The organism is Rhizobium fabae, assembly GCF_003985135.1.
Lineage (GTDB): Bacteria > Pseudomonadota > Alphaproteobacteria > Rhizobiales > Rhizobiaceae > Rhizobium > Rhizobium pisi.
This window is the reverse complement of the sequence record NZ_ML133659.1, coordinates 58,495-76,087: the sequence shown is the minus strand read 5'-3', so window position 1 is coordinate 76,087 and position 17,593 is coordinate 58,495. Positions and strand designations below refer to the sequence as shown.

The window sequence follows — 17,593 nt, the reverse complement described above, 5'->3', positions numbered from 1 at the left end:
GGACGCTGAAGCAGCAAAGGAGGCCAGACATGTTACAAGCAAACATCTGGAATATCATACAAGCACTTTCCGCATTCAAGTCACGCCGGCGCAGATATGCCAATTACGAAGAAGCTCTGCGCCAGATAAAGCGCTTTCCGCCGCATCTGTTGGCCGATGTCAGCGCGGCATAGCGTTGATGTCCAGAGGCTCTGGCTCTCAGGCGAAAGATCGTCGGCCGCGCATGGGCGCGGCAGATTGGAAATACCTTCATCGACGCGAGAATACTTCTCCTCTCACATCCCGCCCAGCAGCTTGAACGCGATGATCCACATGGTGAAGGCCACCAGCGTCTCCAGCATGCGCCAGGACGAAGGCCTCGAGAAGATCGGCCGCAGCCGCGTTGCGCCATACCCAAGGGCAAAGAAGAACAGGAAGGATCCGGTCATTGCCCCTGCCGCAAAGGAGGCCTGCTGTCCGGGATAGCGCGTCGAAATCGTGCCGAGCAATACGACCGTATCGAGATAGACATGCGGATTGAGCCAGGTGAGCGCGAGGCACGTCGCAAGCGTCTGCCGAAAGCTCGTCGTCTTGGCTTCCAAAGCCGCCAGGGTGGCGGACGACCGCAAGGCGGAATAGAGGCTCTTGGCTCCGTACCAGGCAAGAAACGCCGCTCCTCCATAACGCATAACAGGATCGAGCCAGGGCAGCAGCCTGGCGATCTGCTGGAGGCTGGTCACGCCGAGCAGGATCAGTGCGGCATCGGAGAGCGCACAGGCCAGGCAGACCATGAAGACGTGCTCGTTGCGCAGGCCTTGGCGAAGGATGAAAGCATTCTGCGCGCCGATCGCGACAATCAGGCTGAGGCCCATCATCAGGCCCGTGACATAGATCGAAAAACTCATCTCTTCGGCAAACGCTCCTCAATTCCCTGAGAGGTGCGGTATCGCGACGGCATGAATTAGTCTAATTAATCCAGCTTATCTCAATTAAGCGAACCTAATCCATGCTTGATTATTCCGCCCTTCGCGCCGTCGCAGCCATCGTCCAGACGGGCAGCTTCGAAAGAGCCGCGGCTATCCTGGCCGTAACCCCTTCCGCCGTTTCGCAGCGCGTGAAGCAGCTCGAAGAGCGTCTTGGCGTCGTCCTCATCGTCAGAGGCACGCCTTGCACGGCAACGGAAAAGGGAGAATGGCTCTGCCGTCATATGGAGAATGTCGGCATGCTCGAAGCCGAACTCTTCGGGCAGCTGCCGGCCCTCATCGATCCCGACGAGCCGCGCCAGAGGGTGACGCTCCAGATCGCAACCAACGCCGACAGCCTCGGGACATGGTTCGTGGAGGCCATGTCGAATTTCGCCAAGAGCTCCTCCTATCTCCTGAACGTCGCGGTCGACGACCAGGATCATACCGCCGAATGGCTACAGCGCGGGCGGGTGATCGCGGCCGTCACCAGCCTGGAAAAGCCGATCCGGGGATGCCGGCGCTTCGCGCTCGGGGTCCTGCGCTACCACGCCACGGCAGCCCCCGAATTCGTCGCACGCCACTTTCCGCAGGGCGTGACGCCAGAGGCGATCCGCAACGCTCCGGCCTTGACCTTCAATCAGAAGGACAGGCTGCAGAGCGACTGGATACGCAGGACGTTCGGACGCGATCTCGATTATCCCACCCACTGGCTGCCGTCGCCGCAAACTTTCGTCGAGGCGAGCCTTTCGGGCATGTGCTGGGGAATGAACCCGATCCAACTGACCCGCGAGCATCTCGCATCCGGACGGCTGGTCGAATTGGTGCCCGACACGCCGCTCGACGTGCCCCTCTACTGGCAGATAAACCGCCTCGCCGCCGACCGCCTGGCGGACCTGACGCGCGAAGTCGTCACGGTGGCCAAGCGTCGCCTCTGATGCATCATGCAAAAACGCAGATGACCGGACGGCTTCTACCTCTTTTCGGCAAGCCGTGCCGGCTATTGCGTCCTACGCGATAGCGATGATCTCCAGCTCCTGGCCGCCTGTCTCCACCACGTCGCCGACAGCCTTGCCCATCAGCAATCGCGCCACCGGGGAAACGTAGGAAATCGATCCGGCCTTGGGATCGGCTTCGTCCTCCCCGACGATCCGATAGGTCTGCACGCGGCCGTCGTCGCGGCGGAAGGTCACCGTGTTGCCGAAGGCGACGGCATCGGCCGACGCAGGCTCCGGCATGAGCTGGGCGGTGCGCAGCCTTGCCGCGAGGTAGCGCAGGTCGCGCAAGGGGGTGGCCGTCTGCCGGCGCCGTTCGTTCACGTCTTCGATGATATTCGCTACGTCATAGGCCTCGCCCGCCTCGCGGAACTGCAGCTCCAGGGCCTTCAGCCCTGCCTCCGTGACGAGGTTCGGATGCGGCGAAACCGGCCGGTCGGGCAGCAGGGTTTCCGAAGCGGTTTCGAAACTCTCTTCCTTGGTGAAGGCAACAGCCAATCTTCAACTCCATGTCAGACGCTACACGCTTATTCCAGGCGGGCGATTGCCCAAGTTTGGAATCCTACATACACCGGGTGCGGACGAACCGCCAATCTTGCCACATCGGGAGCAGTTTTGACGGGGGTACGGCCCGCGGCTTCCGGCTCCGGGAACGTCCTCGCCCACATGGCGTTTATATCCTCCAGATGCACCGTAGCGCAGGAGGATGGAATGCCCGGCCAGCAGCGAAAGAGCGGCAGCGCGGTCGGGGGCGAAACATGTCTTCGTTCCTGACGGATGTCATGCCGCTGGAGCCGAGCTGGTGGGCTATCGCCGCGCGGATCGCACTGACCGTCGTCGCCGGCGGCCTGATCGGCCTCGACCGCGAACGCGGCGGCCACTCCGCGGGTTTCAGGACCACCATCCTGGTGGCGCTGGCCGCCTGTCTGGCGATGATCCAGGCAAACCTCCTTCTGTCGGTCTACGGAAAGACGCCCGGCTTCTTCTCGCAGATGGACGTGCTGCGCTTCCCGCTCGGCGTGCTGACCGGCGTCGGCTTCATCGGCGGCGGCGCGATCCTGAGGCGCGGCGACATGATGACAGGCGTCACGACGGCGGCGACCCTGTGGTTCATGACGATCGTCGGCCTCTGCTTCGGCGGCGGACAGATCGTGATCGGGACGGTGGCAACCGTGGTTGCCTTCATCGTCCTGTCGCCGATGAAGCGCCTGGATACATGGCTGCGCTGCGAACGGAAGGCGACGCTCGTCGTCTACGGCTCGCGCTCCGACATTCCCGACCTGTCGAACGTGCTGGCACCTCTTCAATGCAGCGCAGTATTCGTCGCGTGGGGACCGACCGAAGATGACCGCATCGGGGCCACGTACGAATTGCGCTGGCTGGCAAAAGATCCGGACGCATCCGCCCGCGCGATCCTCGCCGCTGTTTCCGATGCGCAAGAGATCGCCCATTTCGCGATGCATTCAACGACCGGCTGAGCGCGGCGGCGTGATCGCACCCGCACTATTTCGAGACGTGCTCGGGCTTGCCCTTTCTCTTGGTCGATGCGAATTCCTCGAGCTGCTTTTCGCTCATGGATTCGACCATCTGCTTCGAAGCGCCCTTGAGCTCACTCTTGGGCGTCTCGCCGCGCTTGGCCGAGAGCGCAGCTCCTGCGGCCTTCTGCTGAGCTTTGGACTTGGCTGGCATATCGTTTCTCCTTCTGACCGGAACGAGGATGCTTTCACCTCTCCCGCTTCCTGATCACCCTGCCCTGGACACCGTACGGCGAGGCGGCTGCGGCCAACGCCGCAGCCGACCGCTCGTCAGTTGATGGTGGCCCACTGGCTGCGGACATCCCTGGCGTTCTTCGACAGGTGAACGTGAGCGTCGACGTGATCGACCCAGTCGAGCGGGATCAGGTGATGCTTGCCGTCCTCCGAGTCGGTCTTCGTCAGCTGGATGCGGGTGGGTCCGTCGAGATGATCGACCGTCCCGACACGTGCGCCGTCGGCAGCCCGCACTTCCATATGTTCGCGGATCTGATCTGCGGAAATCATGGTTTCCTCCTTTGCGTCACTCGCAGTTACCAAGCCGCAACGATGAGGAGCGAAGTTGGTTCCAAGACGTCTCGTCATGCGTAGCTGGAAGCGGCGACGCCATACCCGCCGTCGAGATTTGCGGCTCATGGCAAGCTCGATGCGGCAGGCTGCCTTCCCCCCCGTTCACGGGAGATGGCGGACAGCAGCGGCCGCGACATAGACGATGCGGGTGGCCGCATGGTTCGCCAACCATTTAAGGTATTGCCATGACTGCAGCGGGCAACAGAAGGAATTTCCCTCAGCAGATTCTGCAACTGAAGGTATTGCCGAGAGAGATATACTACGTAGATTGCCGTTGACGAGGAGGCATCCCCATGTCGACTTTCCGGAATGCAGTTGTTTCTTTGCCAGGCAGAGAGCGCATAGCAAAAACGCCTTTTGGTGCAAAGATCGTGATCCACGCCACGGCCGCCGAGACCGGAGGCGCATTCGGCATGTTGGAAACCTTCACCCCGCCGGGTCAGGGACCGGCCCCACACACTCACACGCGCGAAACCGAAGTCTTTCGCGTAATCCATGGGCTCTATCGTTTTCAATGTGGCGACGAGGAGTTCGATGCGCCGCCAGGAACCGTGGTCGTTTTGCCGCCGCAAGTGCGACACAGCTGGCGAAACATAAGTGACCAATCCGGCCAAATGTTCGGCACGGTTAGCCCAGGGGGATGCGAGCAATTGTTATCGACATTGAAGCTTCTTGTGCCGACACGCCCGAGAAAATTGCAGTGATTGAAGCGCGGCTTGGGATCATCAATGATCTGACGCTGGCTCTTGGTTTGCATAAAGTATGAAGAACCCGACCGCCTCTTTGGCAGTGTTACCGACGGTGAGGAGCAAGCCAACGTCAGTAGGACGGTAGAAGCGGGCGAGCGTGACGCTCGAAGATTTCCGCCGACGCATGAACGCGGATTCTCTCGCCTTAATTTTGCGGAGAGACCTTTCTAAAATCAGACGCTGGCGGAGGATTGATGGTGGAAAATCAATGGCTATCTCGTGCGAAACGTTTGCAGGCTATCGCCTCGACCGGGCTCCACTTTTGCAAGGACGAGTTTGATCGCGAGCGATACCAAGAAGTCGCTGACATCGCGCAAGCCATGCTAGCGAACCTCGCCAATGTGCCGATTATCCGCATCAAAGGCCTCGTATCTGATTTTGCGAAGGGCTACGCAACGCCAAAGGTCGATGTCCGTGGTGCCTTGATCGAAGACGGCAAGATTTTGCTGGTGCAGGAGAAGAGCGATGGACTTTGGACGTTGCCGGGAGGTTTTGCGGATATAGGACGATCAGCCTCTGAAAACGTGATCAAGGAAACTCGCGAAGAAGCGGGTCTGACGGTATCCGCCACCCATCTTTACAGTATCCGACACAAGGCAAAGCAACCATACGATCCGGATGCGAGGGACTTTTACAAACTGTTTTTCCTTTGCGAACGCCGAGGTGAGACGGCTCCGCAGGCGGGCCTGGAAACGAGTGAAGTTGGTTTCTTTCCGCCTGATAAGCTCCCGGCCCTGTCGCGCGGACGCGTAGTTGAAAGCGACATCCACGCTGCATTTGACTTCAGCTACGGCCGTCAACAATTCGCTACTTTTGACTAGCGCTTCACGACTGTTCTGCGTCGATCCATAAAGTCGCAAACCTTCGAGATTGCGGCGCGGTATTTTGGATCTAAAATCGCGAATGGTTTTGGTTCTACACTGCAAAGCTGTCACCGGCGGCCGGCCGGCGCATCGCGATCATTCAATCCTATTGATGTTATCCATAAACTCTATTCGTTTGAATGATGAGTTCTCTGAGCCCATATTAGGATCATGGACATGGACGAACTGCTTCAACGGCAACCGTGTCCGGACCCAAGAAAGGAACCGGAAAATGACCACGCTCACCTATCGGGGTAGTGGCAAGACCCTTACCTCCAGCGAAAGCCGCTTCGATCTGGCACATTATGCCCGCAAGCTCGTGCTCGCCTGGAACCGCTGGCGGACCGCCCGCGAAATCGAAGCCATGCCCTTCGATATTCGCAAGGACATCGGCTGGCCGAGCACGGACGACAGCAAACACCGGACCATGTAATGAATGCGACATTCCTCCCAAGATAAGGGCGGCGCCTGCCTCGTGCAACGCCGCCTTTTTCGTCTCCGGAATGTCCAATTCCCCACCGTTTTCGACCATGAATTTCAGTCGCCCGTAAGCCTGTTCTCCACCCTGCCCCCGGCTTGACGATGGTTCGACCAGTCAAATCGCGGTCAATGTCGCATATTTGCTCTTCCCGGCCGCATTTATCCATGCCAGTGTCGCTTTCAGGACATCCGCGCGACGCATTCCGCGCGACGAATATGTCATCGTTCCTCGAGCATGGATTTCGCTATGAACAGGATGCAGATCAAGAAGCGTTCACTGGTCTTCTTTATGGTACCGCAATTCACCATGCTGCCCTTTTCGGCCGCCGTGGATACCTTGCGCATCGCCAACCGTATGCTCGGCTACCAGGCCTATACTTGGCGGCTCGCCTCCGTCGACGGGGACAAGGTCTATTCTTCCTGCGGCATCGGCATCGAGGCGAATTCCTCGCTCGCCGAGGAGCGCCGCCATCTCGGCGGTGAAAACCGGCCGGGCATGGTGCTCGTCTGTTCCGGCATCGATATCGAAGAGTTCAACAACAAGTCGGTCAATGCTTGGCTGCGCGAATGCTACAATCGCGGTGTGGCCGTCGGCAGCCTCTGTACGGGCGCGCATGTGCTGGCGCAAGCCGGTCTCCTCAACGGCAAGCGCTGCGCCATCCACTGGGAGAACCTGCCGGGCTTTTCCGAAGCCTTCCCGCAGGCCGAGGTCTATGCCGACCTCTACGAGATCGACGGCAATCTCTACACCTGCGCCGGCGGAACCGCCTCGCTCGACATGATGCTGAACCTCATCGGCGAGGATTTCGGCGAAAGCCTCGTCAACCGCATCTGTGAGCAGCACCTGACCGACCGCGTGCGCAACCCGCACGACCGCCAGCGGCTGCCGCTGCGCGCCCGCCTCGGCGTGCAGAACGCCAAGGTGCTGTCGATCATCGAGCTGATGGAAGGCAATCTCGCCGAGCCGCTGTCGCTGATCGAAATCGCCGACGGCGCCGGCCTCTCCCGCCGCCAGATCGAGCGGCTGTTCCGCCAGGAAATGGGCCGCTCGCCGGCGCGCTATTATCTCGAAATCCGCCTCGACCGCGCCCGCCACCTGCTGGTGCAGTCCTCCATGCCGGTCGTCGAAGTCGCCGTCGCCTGCGGCTTCGTCTCGGCCTCGCATTTCTCCAAGTGTTATCGCGAACTCTACCACCGCTCGCCACAGCAGGAGCGCGCCGAGCGCAAGATGACCATGGCGACCGCAAGGCAGCCGGTTGCGGCTTGAGGCCAAAGAAGCAGTCGCCGCCATATGAGCGGCGACGGCGGGCGCGAGAATCAGAACGCTTTTGGAAGTCCCGCTTGTTTCAGCGTCTCGTTGGCGGTGTGTCGCGACTTGACGCCATGATCAACGGTGAAATGGCGATTTGAAATCGGACTGAACCAGATTTCATGATCGCCTTTTCCCGGCCGCACGTACGCGCAGCCGGCTTTCAGTAACAACTCTTTGAGTTCCCTGATGTAGCCGCCTATGCGGTCAATAAGTCGGGTTAGGGATGCGAACGAGTTGTTCAGCCATGATGTGGATCGGAATTTCCGGCAGGTTTGATGTAAACCCGTTCAATTCCAAAAGATCGGTGATCGCCGCGACGACCTTGAGCTCAAGGGCTTCAAGGGTGTCGGCCTCAACAGCCAGTCCTTCGATGTCGCTGCTGCTGGCAACCCAGACAGCGGCCTCTTCATCCCGCTCCGCGCGCACAATGATCGATACGTGCTTCATGCGATGAGTTCTCCATAGCGGACACGACGATATCTCATAGTGCACATATATAGCGAGATGGAAGTGATTTTCAGTAGAATGAATTTTTCGGAGACGTTTCGAATTCCGAAGAACCTTTGAGTCAACCCACACGACGCTCTACTGCGCCGCCTCTTCCGTCATCCTGGCGTCGGAATAGACCTGGTTGCGGCCGCGGTGTTTGGCCATGTAGAGGAACTGGTCGGCGGCGTTGAGATAGTTCTCGAAGGTCTCGTAACCGCCGATCTCGGCGATGCCGATCGAGATGGTGACGCCGAGTTCCTCGTCGTCGGCCGTGACCTTCAGCCGCGAAATATCCGAGCGGATCTCGTCGCAGAGCTTGGTGGCGGCAGCCGAATCCATCTGCGGGAAGAGGATCGCGAATTCCTCGCCGCCGAGGCGCGACAGAAGATTGTCGCTGCCGTCGAAGATCGTGAACAGCCTGTTTGCGACAGCCTTCAGCACCTTGTCGCCGATTTCGTGGCCATAGGTGTCGTTCAGCAGCTTGAAATGGTCGATATCGAGAATAGCAACCGAACTCGGCGCTTTCAACCGCAGGCACTCGTTCACCAGCTTCGGGCCGTTGTCGTAGAAATAGCGGCGGTTAAAGAGGCCTGTGAGATAGTCGCAGGCCGCCGCCGCTCTCAGTTGGCGCATCTGCGCCAGCGTCTCGGCATTGTTGGCGATGCGGCACTGCAGCTCCTCGGCGACGAACGGCCGGTAGACGAAATCGCTGGCGCCGGCCTTGAGGAAACTCGCCGAAAGCATGCGGTCGTTGGAGGAGGAAACGCCGATAACGCGCAGCCTGTCCGAACCGAAGCGATGGCGAATGCGCCGCGTCAGCTCGTAGCCGCTCATATCGGGCATATGGTGGTCGGTGACGACGAGTTCTATATCGCTGTAGGCTTCGAGCGCCGCCAGGGCCTCGAGCCCGGAATTCGCCTCGACGACGAGATATTGCTGTGCCTTCAGGAGGTCGACGAGCACCTGGCGGGCCGAAACGACATCGTCGACGACGAGCACCCGCGTCTTGCGGTTGGAGATCGCGCGGCGGACGGTCGCGACCAGATTGTCGAGCGCGAATTCATTGTCCTTCAGCACGTAGTCGATGACATTGCGCTCCATGATCCGGTTGCGCGTATTGAGATCGAATGTCGCGGTGAAGACGATCGCCGGGATATCGTGCTCGATTGTGCAGTCGAGCGCCTCGCCGTAGGGAGAATCCGGCAGGTTGAGATCGACGACGGCCATGGTGTAGCCGTGACCGTCCTCGGCGAGTTCCCGGCGCAGCGCCTTCAGCGAGGAGCAGGGTTTGACGGCAAGACCGAGTTCCGTCTGGAACCGGTGACAGAGCACCGCGGAAAACATGCGGGAATCTTCAACCAGAAGTATCTTGAGCCCGCCGGAGCGCAGCCCGATACCGTCACGCAGAAAATCCGCTTGAAAAGCCACAGCCGCTACTCCCCCATGCGTCCGCAGGGCTCGACTCGGCCCCTTCCCCGGCGGGGCGGACGATAGCCGAGAGGCTCACGCGCGTGAAGGGGACAAATGGTGGCGACACTTGTAATTGCAGAAATTCGACGCCAGGCCCCGACCGTCACGTCAGGGCCTTCCTTGATCCGGATACTGGAGCAGCCGTCAGGCAACCGCCCGCTCCTTGCGCATCGATTGGATCTGCAGGAGCGTATCGAGGTTTTGGTTGACGCGGCAGTAGAATTCCTCGTCGATGAAGGGGCGCAGCATGAAGTCATTGCCGCCCGCTTTCAGGAACCGCGCCGAAAGCAGCCGGTTCGAAGAGGAGGAAACGCCGATGATGCGCAACTCATGCGAGCCGATATTGGAGCGGATGCGCCGCGTCAGCTCGAAGCCGTCGATATCGGGCATGTTGTAGTCGGTGATCATCAGGCCGATGTCGCGGTTGGCCTTGAGGATCTCCAGCGCCTTGGCGCCGTTCTCGGCGGTGCTGACGCGGAAATTATAGCGCTTCAGCCGGCTCGACAGCAGCGCGCGCGCCGTCGCGCTATCGTCGACGATCAGCACGTGGTGGCGGTGATTGGTCAGGAAGCGGCAGATCGATTCCGCCAGAAGATCGACGGCGAAGATATTGTCCTTGAGGATATAGTCGACGATATCCTTGGCCATCAGCTTGTCGCGCATGCCTTCATGGAAGGTGCCGGTGAAGACGATCGTCGGGATAGAGAGATCGACCAGATATTCGAGCGCTTCGCCGTTTTCGGCGCCGGGCAGGTTGATGTTCGAGATCGCCAGCGTGATCGGATCGGAAGACTTGTCGTAGGAAAGCTGCAGATCCTCGAAGCTGCGACAGATTTCAACCTCAATGTCGAACAGCTCCTTGAGGCGTTTGCTGATCATCGAGGTGAATACGTTGGAATCTTCCGCGACAATAATACGCGCGCCGGCAAACATCTCCCCGGAATATTGCATCCCTGAAATACCTAGAAACGCCATAAGCAAACCTTTGATGTAAATCTGTCCCCGGATCAAATCGGTACATCAATTGATTTGAATAATTATTAATCAGCATCTCGGATACGGAAGCGAACAAGCGGCCCGATAGGCCCGCCTCCGATTTCTTGCAGATATGATTAAGAAATCAGATGCGAAGCGTCGCTTTATAAGTCGTGCCGAAGATCTTGATCTTCAGCGTTGTGCCTTCCCTGCGTAATCCCGCCGCAGTATGGCGAGCGCCGGCGAGAGGCGTTCGGCTGGCAGTGCTCACCCGAAGCGACTATAAACGAACCATCGCTCCCGACCAGCCGAGAGGTCCGCCCATGACCCAATCCGATCCGGTGATCGAATGGCTCCTCGATTCCGATCCCGCAATCCGCTGGCAGGTGATGCGCGACCTCCTCGACGCGCCACAGCCGCAATGGACGGCCGAGCGGGCCAGGGTGGAGACCGAGGGCTGGGGTGCAAGGCTCCTCTCCTTTCAGGACGCGGACGGACAATGGGCGGGCGGCGCCTTTCTGCCTGCCGATTTCGATCCCCGCGAATGGCGCGAGCGCGGCCAGCCCTGGACGGCCACGACCTATTCGTTGTCGCAACTCAGGGAATTCGGCCTCGATCCGTCATCGGAACGGGCCAGGCGCACCGTCGCATTGATCGGCGACAACGCCCGTTGGGAAGAAGGCGGCCAGCCCTTCTGGCAAGGGGAAGTCGAGGAATGCATCAACGGCCGGACCGTCGCCGACGGCGCCTATTTCGGCATCGACGTCTCGCCCATCGTCGATCGGCTGGCCGGCGAACGCCTCGACGACGGCGGCTGGAACTGCGAGCGGATCAACGGCTCCGTCCGCTCCTCCTTCGCCAGCACCATCAACGTGCTGGAGGGGCTGCTGGAATTCGAAAGATCGACCGGCGGCACGCTCCAGTCACGCGAGGCGCGCAGGACGGGCGAAGAATTCCTGCTGGACCGAAACCTCTTCCGCCGCCTCGGTACAGGCGAGCCGGCCGACGAACAATTCCTGCGCTTCCTCCACCCGAACCGCTGGCGCTACGACATCCTGCGCGCGCTCGACTATTTCCGTTCGAGCGCCATCTTCACCGGCGTCGATCCCGACCCGCGCCTCGGCGAAGCAATCGACCACCTCCGCTCCCGGCGTTCGGCAGACGGCACCTGGCCGCTCGACTGGAGCACGGAAGGCCGAGTGTGGTTCGACGTCGACGACGGGCCGGGCAGGCCGTCGCGGTGGATCACGCTTCGGGCGATGCGGGTGCTGCGGGGGTGGGACGCCAGGTCAATTTCGCCTCCAGCGGTTTGAATAGATTTGCGCCTGACCATTCGTGCAGCAAGAAGTGTGCATTTTTAGCAAGATTGAAAAATACCTGGATTCGTCCCGAAGCATATCTTGCCGGGAGCTCAAGGATTATTACTTTAGCCCGATCGCGCAAAGCATGAACCTGGTGTCAAAATTCTTTGAAGGGGTATTTCATGTCCAGCAAACCGAGCATTGTTTTCGCCCATGGCCTCTGGGCCGATGGCTCCTGCTTCAGCAAGGTCATCAATCTACTCGTCGCCGATGGCTACGAAGTCATCGCGACGCAGAATCATCTGAACACCGTGGCGGATGACGCTGCCGCGGTGCGCACCTCCTTTGGTCGCGCCAGCGGCCCCATCGTTCTCGTCGGTCACTCCTACGGCGGCACCGTGATTACGACAGCAGGAACCGACGACCGTGTCGCGGCGCTCGTCTACATCTGCGCGCTCGCGCCAGAGGACGGCGACACCACCCAGGCTGATCAGACCAAATTTCCGCAAACCCCGGTATTCGACCATATCGAGGTGGCTGACGGCAGGTTATTCCTGCGGCCGGCGGGCATTGCGGATTTTGCTGGCGATCTCCCAGAGGCCGAACAGAAACTTGTCTGGGCCACCCAGATGGGGCCGCTGGCAGATTTGTTCAGTCAGCCCGTGCCCGGTGCAGCATGGAAATCGAAGCCGACATACTACATTGTCGGCAAAGAGGATCGAACCGTTCAACCGGAACTCCAACGCTTCCTCGCAAAGCGCATGGAAGCCAAAGTGACCGAGCTCGCATCGAGCCATGTGCCCATGCTATCGCAACCTCAACGCGTTTACGAGGTGATCCGGGAAGCCGCCAATGCCGTGCAGCAGGGCGGCAGATAGCCGCCTGCCTTTCCGCCATCGGCTTGGATCATTCTGGTGCGCCACCGACCCGGCGCGCCGGCCCGCTTTCACAAGCCGTGAGGCCCGGCACAGCAGTCACTCTTTGCCGCTGCCGGCCCGCAGCAAGCCGCTGCCCTGCTGCTTTCCTCCGCCAGCCAGCGATCGCGCGGCTTGCAGCTTGCAGGCCTCGGCGATAGCTCGATATACACCGCACCGGCGTGGAGAGCCGGTGCTGCGGCACAATAAAGCTGTATCGGCTGCACCCCGTCGCTGACCTCGAAGGTCAGTTTGGCCGAACCGTCAAGCTGCACATGCTCCGTCACCTTGCGGATGATGGAATAGAACTTGCCGGCCGGCATATGCGTGCGGTCGCCCTCCTCGATGTCCCAAAGCTGGATGAATATCTCCGTCCATGCCTCGGGATTGGCGCCGCAATCGAGGCCTGAGAACTGGCCCGCCTTGACCTCGGTGATATGATAACCCGGCCTCACCGGCTGGTCGTCATAATAGAAAATCAAGGGAGAATCCTTGGCGCCGGCAAGCACGCTGAGCAGCAGGCCGAGATCGATATCGTTCCCCTGAATTTTGCTGTTGTCGATGACGTTCATTTGAGCTAATTCTCGTTTCAACACTTCAAGGATTATTGAAATATGGATCAACGTCAAGCCCTCGTCGCATTCGGCGCGCTCTCGCAGGAAACCCGCCTGCATATCGTCCGCATGCTCGTGGTTTCAGGTCCTGACGGCATGGCGGCAGGCGCGATAGCGGAGAAGGCGGAGGTCTCTCCTTCCAATATCTCCTTCCACCTGAAGGAGCTGGAACGAGCCGGCCTGATTGCCCAGCAGCGTGAATCCCGCTCGATCATTTACACCGCCAATTACGAGGCCCTCGGTGGCCTGATCCGTTTCCTGATGGAAGATTGCTGCGGCGGCAACGCCGAGATCTGCGCGCGCGCTGCCGCCGTCGCGGCATGCTGTACACCTGCAACCAAGGGGGAACTGCAATGACCACAGACCGCGTTTACAATGTGCTTTTTCTCTGCACCGCCAATTCTTCGCGTTCGATCCTGGCGGAATCCATCCTGGAGACCGAAGGCAAGGGCCGGTTCAAGGCCTATTCCGCCGGCAGCCAGCCGAAAGGAGAGGTCAATCCCTATGCACTAAAGGAGCTTGCCGCGCAGGGTTATCCCACGACCGGCTTCCGCTCAAAAAGCTGGGACGAGTTCGCCAAGCCGGGCGCACCGGAGATGGACTTCATCTTCACCGTCTGCGACAGCGCTCACGGCGAAGCCTGCCCGGTCTGGATCGGCCATCCGATGACCGCCCATTGGGGCGTCGAGGATCCCGCTGCCGTTGAGGGCAGCGAAGTCGATAAGGGCCGCGCTTTCGCGCAGGCCGCCCGCTTCCTCAAGAACCGGATCAGCGCCTTCCTCAGCCTGCCGCTGTCATCGATCGACAAGCTGGCGCTGGAACAGCACCTCCACCAGATCGGCGCCATGGAAGGCACGACTGCAAGACCGGCGACGGCCGGCTGATGGGTTTCGATTTGAACCAGCAGACCTTGGAAGGGCACGACGACAGCTTTCGCGCCGCGCTCGCAGGCGCCGGCCTTCCGGTCGATGACCTCACAGACGCCGGTCGAAGTTTCTACCGGTTTTCGCGTGGCGGCCAGACGGTCGGCTTTGGCGGGCTGGAACTCTATGGCGAGGCCGTACTCCTGCGTTCCATTGTCGTACAGTCCGATCAGCGAGGCTTTGGCTTCGGCCATGCGATCACCCTTAGCTTGCTCGATCAGGCCCATAAGAAAGGTGCGGCTGCTGCCTATGTGCTGACTGAAACGGCCGCCCCCTTCTTTCAATCGCTCGGTTTTCTTCCGATTGCCCGCGATGAGGCGTCCGCCGCCATCCTGACGACGCGCCAGGCCGCAAGCCTGTGTCCGGCATCCGCCGCCTTGATGGTCCGGAGCCTGCCGGCATGAGCGCGCCAGTGTTTCCGTTGTCTCGACGCCTCACCGCCGAAGCCCTGGGTACGCTGTTGCTGGTGGCGACCGTCGTCGGATCGGGAATCATGGCGGATAACCTGACGAACGATACGGCGCTTGCGCTGCTCGCCAACACGCTGGCAACAGGGGCGGCACTTGTCGTCCTCATCACCGTCTTGGGCCCGATTTCCGGCGCGCATTTCAATCCGGTGGTGTCGCTGGTTTTTGCGCTCCGGCGAGAGCTGCCTGCCTCTTCCGTTCCCGCCTATATCGCCGCGCAGATCGTCGGCGGCATTGCCGGAACGATGCTCGCCCATGCCATGTTCGCCCTTCCCCTGCTGCAGGCCTCGGAAACCGTGCGCACCGGCAGCGCGCAATGGCTCTCCGAAATGACGGCAACCTTCGGCCTCGTCTTCGTCATCTTCGCCGGTGTGCGCTTTCGCGCCGACGCTGTGGCATGGCTGGTCGGCCTATATATCACCGCCGCCTACTGGTTCACCGCTTCCACGTCGTTTGCCAATCCCGCGGTCGCGATCGCCCGGTCGCTGACGCACACATTTTCCGGCATCCGCCCGATCGATCTACCGGGTTTTATCGTTGCCGAAATCCTCGGCGCATTGCTGGCGCTGATGCTCGCGGGATGGCTGCTGATGGAATCCCGCAATCCTGAAACCCTCACCAAGACGGAATCCGCCTCATGACTATCGATGTTACGATCTATCACAACCCGGAATGCGGCACCTCGCGCAACACGCTGGCGATGATCCAGAATGCCGGCATTGAGCCCAACGTCATTGAATATCTGAAAAACCCGCCGTCGCGCGAAGAGCTCATCAAGATGATTGCGGATGCAGGTATGAGTGTTCGCGAGGCGATCCGCGAAAAGGGCACACCCTATGCGGAGCTCGGCCTCGACAACCCTGATCTTACCGACGAGCAACTGCTCGATGCGATGCTGAAAGATCCGATCCTGATCAATCGCCCCTTCGTCATCACGCCGATCGGCACGCGCCTTGCTCGGCCCTCCGAAGTCGTGCTCGATATCCTGCGGGAAACCCACAAGGGCGCCTTCACCAAGGAAGACGGTGAGAAGGTGCTCGATGCCGAGGGCAAACGCATTGTCTGATCTGCCTGCAGCGTCCCCGATGCATCTGCATCAACCGGATATGGAAGCGCTCAGGCCGACGCTCTCGACCCACAAGCCGCGCATCCTGATCCTTTATGGCTCCCTCAGAGCGGTGTCCTACAGCCGCCTCCTCGCACAGGAGGCCGGACGGCTGCTCGAATATTTCGGCTGCGACGTGCGGATCTTCAATCCGGAAGGCCTGCCGCTGCCCGACGCGGAACCGGCGAGCCACCCCAAGGTTCAGGAGCTCCGTGAACTGTCGGCATGGTCGGAAGGCCAAGTATGGGTCAGCCCTGAACGCCATGGCGCCATGACCGGCATCATGAAGGCGCAGATCGACTGGATTCCTTTGTCAGTCGGCTCAGTGCGGCCGACACAAGGCAAGACGCTGGCGGTGATGCAGGTCTCCGGCGGTTCCCAATCCTTCAACGCGGTGAGCCAGCTCCGCATCCTTGGCCGCTGGATGCGGATGATCACTATCCCCAACCAGTCCTCGGTCGCCAAAGCCTTCCAGGAATTCGACGCGGAAGGCCGTATGAAACCCTCATCCTATTACGACCGCGTCGTCGACGTCTGCGAGGAACTGGTGAAGTTCACCCTGCTGACCCGGGATGCCTCGAACTATCTGACCGACCGCTACAGCGAGCGGAAAGAAGAAGCTGAAAAGGTAGAACAGCGCGTGAGCCTCAGATCCCTATGACCAGCCCCGAACGGCCGCCGGTAGCAGCCATCGTCGCACTCGGTCTGACGCAGATCATCGGCTATGGCAGCCTCTACTACAGCTTCAGCATCCTCGCCCCAGACATGGCCCGCGATCTCCACTGGCCGTCGGAATGGATCTTCGGCGCGCTCTCCGTCGCTCTTCTGATCGGCGGGCTGGCCGCACCTGTCATGGGAACATGGATCGATCGCATCGGCGCAGGCAGGATCATGACATCGGGCTCGGCGATCGCCGCTGCGGCCCTCGTCGCCTGCGCCTTCGCGCCGGGAAAGATCGCTTTCGTCGCGGCCTTGATCGGCATCGAGAGCGCCTCGAACCTGGTGCAATATGGCGCCGCCTTCGCCCTGCTCGTGCAGATCAGGCCGCGCGTCGCCCAGCGCAGCATCACCTACCTGACCCTGATCGCCGGCTTTGCCTCAACCATCTTCTGGCCGATCACCACGGCACTGCACGCGCATCTCTCATGGCAGAACGTCTATCTGATCTTCGCCGCGCTTCATCTCGCCATCTGCCTTCCCACGCATGCCTGGCTCTCCCGCAGCGTCAGCCAGACCCGGAGACAGGCCGGAGAGGAGGCCGCAAAATCCGTCGAGCCGTGTCTTCAGCCATCGGCGCGCCGGCCGGCCTTCGTTCTGATGGTGACGGGCTTTGCTCTGGAAAGTTTTGTGAACTCAGCGCTTCTGGTCCACATGGTGCCTGTGATGTCTGCACTCGGCCTCGGCGCCATGGCCGTGATGGTCGGAACGCTCTTCGGCCCGTCGCAAGTGCTGAGCCGCTTCGTCAACATGGTCTTTGGCGGAGGCTTGTCGCAATTGATGCTGGCGATTATCTGCGCCGTCCTGTTGCCGGCATCCCTTGTCGTCCTCATCGCCACCGCCCCGTCTGTCCCGGGCGCCCTGCTCTTCGCCGTCATCTTCGGTCTCGGTTCGGGCCTCAACAGCATTGTCTACGGAACGCTGCCGCTCGCGCTCTTCGGAAGCGAAGGCTACGGTCGACGGCAAGGACAAATCATGTCGGTCCGTCTCATCGTCTCCTCGATGGCGCCGTTTGCGCTCGCCTTCCTGATGGGCAATCTCGGCGTGTCATGGTCGCTGTCGATCGCTGCGTTGCTCAGCACCGGCGCTGTCGCCGCTTTCTCAGCCATCATGCCAATGACGCGTACGGCTGGCGGGCCGGGAACGGTTCCCAATCCCGCAGAAACCTGAGCGCGA

24 protein-coding genes and 1 pseudogene are annotated in these 17,593 nt (G+C 60.6%); 16 read left to right on the top strand and 9 right to left on the bottom strand.

The annotated features are described in order from the left end of the window. Window positions 1-29 precede the first annotated feature (29 nt). On the top strand, window positions 30-173 hold the full coding sequence (locus EFB14_RS33065) for a hypothetical protein (RefSeq protein ID WP_164737591.1): 144 nt from the start codon (window positions 30-32) through the stop codon (window positions 171-173). A 102-nt stretch (window positions 174-275) separates the two neighbouring features. On the opposite strand, the gene EFB14_RS26925 is transcribed toward EFB14_RS33065, so the two are convergent. Then, the gene (locus EFB14_RS26925; RefSeq protein WP_126829553.1) at window positions 276-884 is read right to left on the bottom strand and encodes a LysE/ArgO family amino acid transporter; all 609 of its coding nucleotides are present in this window, start codon (window positions 882-884) and stop codon (window positions 276-278) included. A gap of 101 nt (window positions 885-985) precedes the next feature. Here EFB14_RS26925 and EFB14_RS26920 point away from each other — a divergent pair, with 101 nt between their 5' ends. Continuing rightward, the gene (locus tag EFB14_RS26920) at window positions 986-1,879 is read left to right on the top strand and encodes a LysR family transcriptional regulator ArgP (RefSeq protein ID WP_126829552.1); all 894 of its coding nucleotides are present in this window, start codon (window positions 986-988) and stop codon (window positions 1,877-1,879) included. Between the two features lie 72 nt (window positions 1,880-1,951). On the opposite strand, the gene greA is transcribed toward EFB14_RS26920, so the two are convergent. Continuing rightward, window positions 1,952-2,434 (bottom strand): transcription elongation factor GreA, encoded by a 483-nt coding sequence (gene greA, locus EFB14_RS26915; RefSeq protein WP_126829551.1) that lies wholly within the window; start codon window positions 2,432-2,434, stop codon window positions 1,952-1,954. A 260-nt stretch (window positions 2,435-2,694) separates the two neighbouring features. Between greA and EFB14_RS26910 the strand changes: the two genes are divergently transcribed. Continuing rightward, complete coding sequence (locus EFB14_RS26910; protein ID WP_126829550.1) at window positions 2,695-3,414, top strand: MgtC/SapB family protein; 720 nt, start codon at window positions 2,695-2,697, stop codon at window positions 3,412-3,414. A 25-nt stretch (window positions 3,415-3,439) separates the two neighbouring features. On the opposite strand, the gene EFB14_RS26905 is transcribed toward EFB14_RS26910, so the two are convergent. Together EFB14_RS26905 and EFB14_RS26900 are read right to left on the bottom strand one after the other, a co-directional pair. After that, window positions 3,440-3,625 carry a DUF3008 family protein gene (locus EFB14_RS26905; RefSeq protein ID WP_028756545.1) on the bottom strand — a complete coding sequence of 62 codons (186 nt, stop codon included), beginning with the start codon at window positions 3,623-3,625 and terminating at the stop codon, window positions 3,440-3,442. A 116-nt stretch (window positions 3,626-3,741) separates the two neighbouring features. Then, window positions 3,742-3,975, bottom strand: a complete 234-nt coding sequence (locus EFB14_RS26900) for a DUF2171 domain-containing protein (protein ID WP_125848170.1) — start codon at window positions 3,973-3,975, stop codon at window positions 3,742-3,744. Between the two features lie 356 nt (window positions 3,976-4,331). Between EFB14_RS26900 and EFB14_RS26895 the strand changes: the two are divergent. From EFB14_RS26895 to EFB14_RS33920, 4 genes and pseudogenes are all read left to right on the top strand, one after another. Beyond that, window positions 4,332-4,804: pseudogene (locus tag EFB14_RS26895) on the top strand (cupin domain-containing protein). Window positions 4,805-4,981: 177 nt separating this feature from the next. Beyond that, window positions 4,982-5,608, top strand: a complete 627-nt coding sequence (locus EFB14_RS26890) for an NUDIX hydrolase (RefSeq protein ID WP_210302965.1) — start codon at window positions 4,982-4,984, stop codon at window positions 5,606-5,608. A gap of 274 nt (window positions 5,609-5,882) precedes the next feature. After that, window positions 5,883-6,083 carry a hypothetical protein gene (locus tag EFB14_RS26885; RefSeq protein ID WP_126829549.1) on the top strand — a complete coding sequence of 67 codons (201 nt, stop codon included), beginning with the start codon at window positions 5,883-5,885 and terminating at the stop codon, window positions 6,081-6,083. A gap of 294 nt (window positions 6,084-6,377) precedes the next feature. Continuing rightward, window positions 6,378-7,397 (top strand): GlxA family transcriptional regulator, encoded by a 1,020-nt coding sequence (locus EFB14_RS33920; RefSeq protein WP_125848173.1) that lies wholly within the window; start codon window positions 6,378-6,380, stop codon window positions 7,395-7,397. Between the two features lie 50 nt (window positions 7,398-7,447). Here EFB14_RS33920 and EFB14_RS33570 read toward each other — a convergent pair whose 3' ends face one another. From EFB14_RS33570 to EFB14_RS26860, 4 genes are all read right to left on the bottom strand, one after another. After that, a complete protein-coding gene (locus tag EFB14_RS33570) occupies window positions 7,448-7,642 on the bottom strand; it encodes a type II toxin-antitoxin system HicA family toxin (protein ID WP_125848175.1) in 195 nt (64 codons plus the stop codon). A gap of 4 nt (window positions 7,643-7,646) precedes the next feature. Next, the gene (locus tag EFB14_RS26870) at window positions 7,647-7,889 is read right to left on the bottom strand and encodes a DUF1902 domain-containing protein (protein WP_126829548.1); all 243 of its coding nucleotides are present in this window, start codon (window positions 7,887-7,889) and stop codon (window positions 7,647-7,649) included. Between the two features lie 138 nt (window positions 7,890-8,027). Then, the gene (locus EFB14_RS26865) at window positions 8,028-9,359 is read right to left on the bottom strand and encodes a diguanylate cyclase (RefSeq protein WP_126829547.1); all 1,332 of its coding nucleotides are present in this window, start codon (window positions 9,357-9,359) and stop codon (window positions 8,028-8,030) included. 186 nt (window positions 9,360-9,545) lie between these two features. Beyond that, window positions 9,546-10,376: a response regulator gene (locus EFB14_RS26860; protein WP_125848181.1), complete on the bottom strand. Its 831-nt coding sequence runs from the start codon at window positions 10,374-10,376 to the stop codon at window positions 9,546-9,548. Between the two features lie 323 nt (window positions 10,377-10,699). Between EFB14_RS26860 and EFB14_RS26855 the strand changes: the two genes are divergently transcribed. After that, a complete protein-coding gene (locus EFB14_RS26855; RefSeq protein WP_126829546.1) occupies window positions 10,700-11,689 on the top strand; it encodes a squalene cyclase in 990 nt (329 codons plus the stop codon). 170 nt (window positions 11,690-11,859) lie between these two features. After that, on the top strand, window positions 11,860-12,555 hold the full coding sequence (locus EFB14_RS26850; protein WP_126829545.1) for an alpha/beta fold hydrolase: 696 nt from the start codon (window positions 11,860-11,862) through the stop codon (window positions 12,553-12,555). Between the two features lie 68 nt (window positions 12,556-12,623). Here EFB14_RS26850 and EFB14_RS26845 read toward each other — a convergent pair whose 3' ends face one another. Beyond that, entirely contained in the window at window positions 12,624-13,163 is a 540-nt protein-coding gene (locus EFB14_RS26845) for a DUF6428 family protein (RefSeq protein WP_126829544.1), read from the bottom strand. A gap of 42 nt (window positions 13,164-13,205) precedes the next feature. Between EFB14_RS26845 and EFB14_RS26840 the strand changes: the two genes are divergently transcribed. From EFB14_RS26840 to arsK, 7 genes are read left to right on the top strand one after another with little or no spacing between them, the layout of a single operon-like run. Then, window positions 13,206-13,562 (top strand): ArsR/SmtB family transcription factor, encoded by a 357-nt coding sequence (locus EFB14_RS26840; RefSeq protein ID WP_126829543.1) that lies wholly within the window; start codon window positions 13,206-13,208, stop codon window positions 13,560-13,562. Then, window positions 13,559-14,089: an arsenate reductase ArsC gene (locus EFB14_RS26835; protein WP_126829542.1), complete on the top strand. Its 531-nt coding sequence runs from the start codon at window positions 13,559-13,561 to the stop codon at window positions 14,087-14,089. The genes EFB14_RS26840 and EFB14_RS26835 overlap by 4 nt, the downstream gene beginning before the upstream one ends. Then, window positions 14,089-14,532, top strand: coding sequence for an arsenic resistance N-acetyltransferase ArsN2 (arsN2, locus tag EFB14_RS26830; protein ID WP_126829541.1), 444 nt, complete (start codon window positions 14,089-14,091; stop codon window positions 14,530-14,532). The genes EFB14_RS26835 and arsN2 overlap by 1 nt, the downstream gene beginning before the upstream one ends. Next, window positions 14,529-15,236 (top strand): aquaporin, encoded by a 708-nt coding sequence (locus EFB14_RS26825; protein ID WP_125848197.1) that lies wholly within the window; start codon window positions 14,529-14,531, stop codon window positions 15,234-15,236. The genes arsN2 and EFB14_RS26825 overlap by 4 nt, the downstream gene beginning before the upstream one ends. After that, the gene (gene arsC / locus EFB14_RS26820) at window positions 15,233-15,661 is read left to right on the top strand and encodes an arsenate reductase (glutaredoxin) (protein ID WP_126829540.1); all 429 of its coding nucleotides are present in this window, start codon (window positions 15,233-15,235) and stop codon (window positions 15,659-15,661) included. The genes EFB14_RS26825 and arsC overlap by 4 nt, the downstream gene beginning before the upstream one ends. Continuing rightward, the gene (gene arsH / locus EFB14_RS26815) at window positions 15,636-16,361 is read left to right on the top strand and encodes an arsenical resistance protein ArsH (RefSeq protein WP_164737590.1); all 726 of its coding nucleotides are present in this window, start codon (window positions 15,636-15,638) and stop codon (window positions 16,359-16,361) included. Before arsC ends, arsH begins: the two co-directional genes overlap by 26 nt. Then, window positions 16,358-17,587 (top strand): arsenite efflux MFS transporter ArsK, encoded by a 1,230-nt coding sequence (arsK, locus tag EFB14_RS26810; RefSeq protein WP_126829538.1) that lies wholly within the window; start codon window positions 16,358-16,360, stop codon window positions 17,585-17,587. Before arsH ends, arsK begins: the two co-directional genes overlap by 4 nt. Window positions 17,588-17,593 lie beyond the last annotated feature (6 nt).

What these genes read in the sequence shown, in the direction of transcription:
- EFB14_RS33065 (WP_164737591.1), top strand. Translation starts at nt 30, where the DNA reads ATGTTACAAGCAAACATCTGGAATATCATACAAGCACTTTCCGCATTC.
- EFB14_RS26925 (WP_126829553.1), bottom strand. Translation starts at nt 884, where the DNA reads ATGAGTTTTTCGATCTATGTCACGGGCCTGATGATGGGCCTCAGCCTG.
- EFB14_RS26920 (WP_126829552.1), top strand. Translation starts at nt 986, where the DNA reads ATGCTTGATTATTCCGCCCTTCGCGCCGTCGCAGCCATCGTCCAGACG.
- EFB14_RS26910 (WP_126829550.1), top strand. Translation starts at nt 2,695, where the DNA reads ATGTCTTCGTTCCTGACGGATGTCATGCCGCTGGAGCCGAGCTGGTGG.
- EFB14_RS26905 (WP_028756545.1), bottom strand. Translation starts at nt 3,625, where the DNA reads ATGCCAGCCAAGTCCAAAGCTCAGCAGAAGGCCGCAGGAGCTGCGCTC.
- EFB14_RS26900 (WP_125848170.1), bottom strand. Translation starts at nt 3,975, where the DNA reads ATGATTTCCGCAGATCAGATCCGCGAACATATGGAAGTGCGGGCTGCC.
- EFB14_RS26890 (WP_210302965.1), top strand. Translation starts at nt 4,982, where the DNA reads ATGGTGGAAAATCAATGGCTATCTCGTGCGAAACGTTTGCAGGCTATC.
- EFB14_RS26885 (WP_126829549.1), top strand. Translation starts at nt 5,883, where the DNA reads ATGACCACGCTCACCTATCGGGGTAGTGGCAAGACCCTTACCTCCAGC.
- EFB14_RS33920 (WP_125848173.1), top strand. Translation starts at nt 6,378, where the DNA reads ATGAACAGGATGCAGATCAAGAAGCGTTCACTGGTCTTCTTTATGGTA.
- EFB14_RS26870 (WP_126829548.1), bottom strand. Translation starts at nt 7,889, where the DNA reads ATGAAGCACGTATCGATCATTGTGCGCGCGGAGCGGGATGAAGAGGCC.
- EFB14_RS26860 (WP_125848181.1), bottom strand. Translation starts at nt 10,376, where the DNA reads ATGGCGTTTCTAGGTATTTCAGGGATGCAATATTCCGGGGAGATGTTT.
- EFB14_RS26855 (WP_126829546.1), top strand. Translation starts at nt 10,700, where the DNA reads ATGACCCAATCCGATCCGGTGATCGAATGGCTCCTCGATTCCGATCCC.
- EFB14_RS26850 (WP_126829545.1), top strand. Translation starts at nt 11,860, where the DNA reads ATGTCCAGCAAACCGAGCATTGTTTTCGCCCATGGCCTCTGGGCCGAT.
- EFB14_RS26845 (WP_126829544.1), bottom strand. Translation starts at nt 13,163, where the DNA reads ATGAACGTCATCGACAACAGCAAAATTCAGGGGAACGATATCGATCTC.
- EFB14_RS26840 (WP_126829543.1), top strand. Translation starts at nt 13,206, where the DNA reads ATGGATCAACGTCAAGCCCTCGTCGCATTCGGCGCGCTCTCGCAGGAA.
- EFB14_RS26835 (WP_126829542.1), top strand. Translation starts at nt 13,559, where the DNA reads ATGACCACAGACCGCGTTTACAATGTGCTTTTTCTCTGCACCGCCAAT.
- arsN2 (WP_126829541.1), top strand. Translation starts at nt 14,089, where the DNA reads ATGGGTTTCGATTTGAACCAGCAGACCTTGGAAGGGCACGACGACAGC.
- EFB14_RS26825 (WP_125848197.1), top strand. Translation starts at nt 14,529, where the DNA reads ATGAGCGCGCCAGTGTTTCCGTTGTCTCGACGCCTCACCGCCGAAGCC.
- arsC (WP_126829540.1), top strand. Translation starts at nt 15,233, where the DNA reads ATGACTATCGATGTTACGATCTATCACAACCCGGAATGCGGCACCTCG.
- arsH (WP_164737590.1), top strand. Translation starts at nt 15,636, where the DNA reads ATGCCGAGGGCAAACGCATTGTCTGATCTGCCTGCAGCGTCCCCGATG.
- arsK (WP_126829538.1), top strand. Translation starts at nt 16,358, where the DNA reads ATGACCAGCCCCGAACGGCCGCCGGTAGCAGCCATCGTCGCACTCGGT.